This is a genomic window from Clostridium sp. DSM 8431 (assembly GCF_900116755.1).
Classification (GTDB): domain Bacteria; phylum Bacillota; class Clostridia; order Clostridiales; family Clostridiaceae; genus Clostridium.
The window spans coordinates 1-5,429 of sequence record NZ_FPBY01000207.1 but is presented as its reverse complement, the minus strand read 5'-3'; the positions used below and the strand labels follow the sequence as shown (position 1 = coordinate 5,429).

Annotated in this window: 7 protein-coding genes; 2 read left to right on the top strand and 5 right to left on the bottom strand. The window is 25.7% G+C overall.

Going from position 1 to position 5,429, the window contains the following annotated elements; all coding sequences use genetic code 11:
• From BM384_RS15235 to BM384_RS15225, 4 genes are all read right to left on the bottom strand, one after another.
• The coding region (locus BM384_RS15235) for a hypothetical protein (RefSeq protein ID WP_207650737.1) at positions 1–191 on the bottom strand (191 nt) is incomplete at its 3' end.
• 330 nt (positions 192–521) lie between these two features.
• Positions 522–674, bottom strand: a complete 153-nt coding sequence (locus BM384_RS18360; protein WP_242946057.1) for a response regulator transcription factor — start codon at positions 672–674, stop codon at positions 522–524.
• 41 nt (positions 675–715) lie between these two features.
• On the bottom strand, positions 716–1,177 hold the full coding sequence (locus tag BM384_RS15230) for a response regulator (RefSeq protein WP_242946056.1): 462 nt from the start codon (positions 1,175–1,177) through the stop codon (positions 716–718).
• On the bottom strand, positions 1,174–2,328 hold the full coding sequence (locus BM384_RS15225; RefSeq protein WP_090014868.1) for a sensor histidine kinase: 1,155 nt from the start codon (positions 2,326–2,328) through the stop codon (positions 1,174–1,176). Before BM384_RS15225 ends, BM384_RS15230 begins: the two co-directional genes overlap by 4 nt.
• A gap of 682 nt (positions 2,329–3,010) precedes the next feature.
• Here BM384_RS15225 and BM384_RS15215 point away from each other — a divergent pair.
• Both BM384_RS15215 and BM384_RS15210 read left to right on the top strand, forming a co-directional pair.
• Positions 3,011–3,502: a CarD family transcriptional regulator gene (locus tag BM384_RS15215; RefSeq protein ID WP_175537417.1), complete on the top strand. Its 492-nt coding sequence runs from the start codon at positions 3,011–3,013 to the stop codon at positions 3,500–3,502.
• A gap of 139 nt (positions 3,503–3,641) precedes the next feature.
• Positions 3,642–4,475, top strand: a complete 834-nt coding sequence (locus BM384_RS15210; RefSeq protein ID WP_090014862.1) for an LD-carboxypeptidase — start codon at positions 3,642–3,644, stop codon at positions 4,473–4,475.
• 456 nt (positions 4,476–4,931) lie between these two features.
• Here BM384_RS15210 and BM384_RS15200 read toward each other — a convergent pair.
• Positions 4,932–5,429 (bottom strand): IS3 family transposase (locus BM384_RS15200; RefSeq protein ID WP_139232150.1); only part of this gene is annotated, 498 nt, incomplete at its 5' end.

The following is a 5,429-nucleotide window of genomic DNA, read 5'->3' as shown; positions in this document are numbered from 1 at the left end:
CTTTGAGTTTCTTTATTCTTACCATTTTTAACTATGTATTTATTTTTACAATGAGGGCAAATTAATTCTGTTGTTTCTTTATTATTTGAAACACTAATTAAAATGCTTATATCTATTAATAATTTCCTTTTAGCTGCATTACTTAAAAGCTTTATATTTTCTAGAATTTTAAAATAGTTATCTAAGCACAAATCAATCACTTCCTAACAATCGTATGCTTAGATACTTGCCTATTTTTATCACTTTTATTCATAATACAGCCTATGTAAAATAAAAATAAAGAAATTCTATCAAAGTTCTGAATCATAGAACTTTTAATGACAAAAAAAACACAATCAATACTACTGATCATGTTTTTAAAACTGCAAACGATAATTTATTTTGCTTCTAATAGGTGGGAAACTATTTAAATAAATCATGGGTTATTTATTTACGAAGCAAAAAGGTTATCACCTATGACTTTATTATATACAAAATGCCAAAGAAAGAAAATATTAATTAAGTCCCTTTCTTATAGGACCTTAGTCCCTTTTTTTATTTTCAAAATATTCTTTAATATTATTTTCCAAAGCATATATTGTAGCATGAACTCTATCTTCCACATTAATTTTTCTAAAAATACTAGTAACATAGTTTTTAACTGTTTTTTCTGATAAAAATAAGCTTTCAGCTATTTCCTTATTCTTAAGTCCTTCAGAAAGTTTTATTAATACACTTAACTCCCTATCAGATAAATCATCAAGCTCATTTTTTTACGCCCAATCATCTCTTCCATAAAAACCGTCTGCATAATTGATTTATCAATATATTTACCTCCAGCAGATACTGCTCTTACAGCACTTGTAATTTCACTTCCTGCAGATTCTTTTAATACATATCCATCTGCTCCTAATTTTAATACTTCCTTTATAATTCTTTTTTGCTTTTCTACAGTAAGTATTACAATTTTTATATGTGGCCATTGTTCTTTTACTATTTTTAAAGTATCTATTCCATCTAACTTGTCCATATTAATATCTAATAAAATTATTTCAGGTGTAATAGTACTTAGTTTTTTTATTAATTCCTCTCCACTATCGCTTTCTATTACTATATCTAAATCATCTTCATAACTTAAAATTCTTATTAATCCCTCTCTGATTAAAGCGTGATCATCAGTTATTGCTAGTCTTATCAACCTTCATCTCTCCCTCTAATTGCAGGCAGCTTTATCTTATATTCTGTACCGCAGTTTATTTTTGAATTAATCTGTATTGTGCCCCCAAACTCATCGACTCTATCATATATACCTAAAATTCCATATTTGCCTTTACTATCTTTAATTCTTTTCATTAATGTATCAATATCAAAACCTTTTCCATCATCTTTAATATTTATATACACGCACATTTCAGTAATTTCAATCTTTAAAGATACATTAAAAGCTTCTGCATGTTTTTTTACATTAGTTAATATTTCTTGTATGATTCTATATACAGCAACTTCTATAACATAATCTAAAATACAATCATTGTCTCTTATATGTATTTTAATATCTGCACTGCATTCCTCTTGAAATACCTCAACTAAATCTTCTAAAGCATTTGCTAAAGTAACACCATTTAAAAATGGAGGCTTTAAATCAAAGATTATTCCCCTGACTTCCTTTAAGGTCTTTTTTAAATTTAACTTAAGATCTTCAAGCTCATTAATACCATCATTTAAATTTTTAGTTAAAAGCATTTTACAAAAATCAATTCTCATAAGAGAACTAGCTAAATACTGGGCTGGACCATCATGTATGTCTCTAGCAATTCTATTTTTTTCCTTTTCTTGAGCTTCTACAAACCTTATAGAATATGCCATTTTACTATTTTCTTCAGCCATTTCAAATTTGTTAAACACATCCCCTTTTAAGTAATTTAATACCACACTTATATGTTCTACAACAGAATCTGCTTCACTAATATTTTCATGATTTTGCCCCAAACTCTTTTGAAGAGCTTCTCTTTTAGATTGAAGCCTCTTTTCTTCCTTTTGCTTAGTCAAAAATTCCACTCTAACATTTAAAGCTTTTTCATAAATTTCTTTTACTTCGGTTTCATCTTTTTGAAAATTCATAGAAGCTCTTGCTAATTCTTCTCTCATTTGCTTGTCAGACACTTCTAGAATATTCACTTCTTCTTTAAGTACTTCTATGTCCCTACTTATTATTTCTAATTCTTTTGAATCCTTATCATACTGATCTTTGAGACTTTCTGTAATATTTAATATTTTTTCCTTACCCCTATGTATATCATCTATAACTAAATCTAGAATATTATTAATATTATTTATTTCCTTACTCATCTATCACCATTCCATAAAATTAATTCTCCCAAAAAAGTATTATATCATATATTACCTTCCAAAAGTATAATAATAGCTTAAATTTTCCTTTTATTAAACATATTTTCAAACAAAAACTAATATCATTTAAAAAAATGCTTTTTGTGAGGTAATTATGGAGGAACTATTAAAAAAACAATATTTCTATAACAACTTAGATTCAACAACAAAAAAACTTTTAAAAAAGATTTGTGAAACAGAAAAAAAGAAAAAAAGAATTAACAATATTATAATATATGCATATCTTATAATTGGCTTTATCTTTCTATTATTCTTTAAAGATATTATGTTTAAGCATAATTATGCAATAAATATAAACTCAATATTTTCTCTATGTAAGCTTTTTTTAATAATTAGTGCCTTTATATCTATTATTAATATTATTTCAAAAAAACTTTATTCAAATTCTGAAAAAGCAAAAAAGAAATTAAAAGAATACTTAATTTTTGAAGTGTGTATTTGTAAAAATAAATGTACCTGCAAAAAGGATTTAATCAATTTTTTAACTCTTAATGGAATTCCTATTATATAACATATAATTTCATTGACAGCATATAGCATTTATGATAACATTAAATTTTTGATTATTTCTTTGATTTTGTGATATAATAATATATATATTAACATACTGGAGGTGTAGATTTTGTTCAAAAAAGGAGATGTCATTGTTTATCCAAATCAAGGAATCGGAGTTATTGATTTAATTGAGAGTAGAGAATTCAAAGGAGATATTAAGACTTTTTATAACATTCACCTTTTAAATAACTCTCTTAAGTTAATGATGCCAGAAAGTAAAATTGAAAATTCCAACATAAGGTTAATAAGTGATTTAAACTCTTTAAACTCATCACTTGAAAAATTTAAAAATTTAAAGCCTAATGCTAATAAACTAGATAACACAAATTGCAAAGAAAGACTAGAGCACAACTCAAGCAAAATCAAATCTGGAACTTTTGAAGATTTTCTAGAAGTATATTCAGATCTTTTATACGTAAGAAGACAACACTCACTTAATTCTAGTGAAAATCAAATGTTTAATAAAACCAAAAAAATATTAATCGAAGAAATTTCACAGGTAAAAGGAATAAGCAGAAAAGATGCAGAAAACATGCTGTTATCTTCAAAATCAAATTAAGCTTTACATATTTTTAAGTGGATTATTATAATTTAAGATATCTACTTTATGTTTTTTTATTTGGGATATAAACAATATTATTTTATGCTAGAAACTTAAGGATTGTTTATGTCCTTATTTTTTATGAAAGGATTTTAATATGAAAAATATAGGAATAATAAGCTTGTCTAATGGAATTGACCCATCAAAAAAATCATTAATTGAGAAAATGATAAAAAAGCTAGAAGCAAATAATATTAAGGTTTATAGTTCAAAAGTTTTATATTCCCTTGAAAATGGACTAAGTAAAAGTCCAAAGTTAAGAGCTAATGCACTTATGGAATTATATAAAAACCCTAATATAGAAGGAATTTTTGATATTTCCGGAGGAGATTTAGCAAATCAAGTTATACCATATATAAACTTTGAAATCATAAAAAACAATCCTAAATCCTTTTTTGGTTACAGTGACTTAAGCGTTATATTAAATTCTATTTACAAAAAAGGTGGTACTAAAAGCTTCTGGTTTCAGCTAAGACATATTATAAATGACGACAATGCTTTAAAACTTATAGCTAACTATCTTTTAAATAATGATACTTCTCTTCTAGATTTTAAATATGAATTCTTACAAGGTAGTAAAATGGAAGGAATAGTTATAGGAGGTAATCTACGCTGCAGTCTTAAGCTTGCAGGTACTGATTACGAAATGGACTTTAATAATAAAATTTTATTTATAGAAAGTATGGGTGGAGATATAAACAAGATTTCTACATATATTACGCAATACAAAATGATGGGTGCTTTTGAAAAAGTTAATGGTGTTATTTTAGGAACTTTTATTGAACTTGAAAATAATTATTCTAAGAAAGAAGTTTTAAATTTAATTTTAGATATAATTGATAATAAAAACCTTCCTGTTATAAAAACTGATGAATTAGGTCATAAAAGCAATTCAAAATCCATTGTAATAGGAAAACATTATAGTTTTTAATTAAAGCCTTAAAAAAGGATATATCCAAATGATTTTTAGAACATTTGGATTGTATTTCCTTTTTTTATATATCATTAATATTTATCTATGAAATCTGTTTCAGATAAAACAGTTATTTTACTCCACTAAAACATTACTTATTTAGATTATCTATAGCATATTGTGCTTCTTCTGGCGTAAACTTTTCTCCATATTTTTATAAAACAAGGCTGTATTTTTTAATATAATCTAACTATTCAAATATAGTTAAACCCATGAAAGTTCATACTTAAATAAGCTGATATTATTTACAAATAATTGTTTGTTTAGATGTTTGACTAATTTTATAAATTTTATTCATAATACAACTAAAAAGGCTAGTACATAGTAAAATGTACCCTTAGTCAAGGACAATTTAAAAAAAGACTAAGTGGTAACTAAAAGATGGTTCCTGTAATCAACAGGGGTCATCTTTTTTTAATTCCATTGTGGTCTATAATAATTGTGATAATTAACATAATCATTAACTTCTTTAATTAATTCCTCAAAACTTTCACATTTTTTTATATTAGCTTCGTCTTTTAAATGACCAAAAAACGATTCCTGCGGGGCGTTGTCCCAGCAGTTTCCGCGTCTAGACATAGATTGTCCTAATTTGTTTTTCTTGACCTTCTTTTGAAAAATTGGACTTGTATAATGAGCTCCTTGATCAGAATGGATAAAGGAATCTTTTCTAAGAAGAGACTTATTGTTATGTATTAGCTTATCAATTGTATCAGTAACTATATCTATTTTTAAAGTTTTAGAAACGTTATGAGCTAATATTTCATTAGTAGACGCATCTAAAATGGTCGACAAATAAGCCTTTTGACCATTTTTAAAAAATAGATAAGATATATCTGTAAGTAATACCTTACCAGGTATATCTTGCTTAAATTCTCTATTTAACAAATTAGGTAAGACTGTATGTTCTTT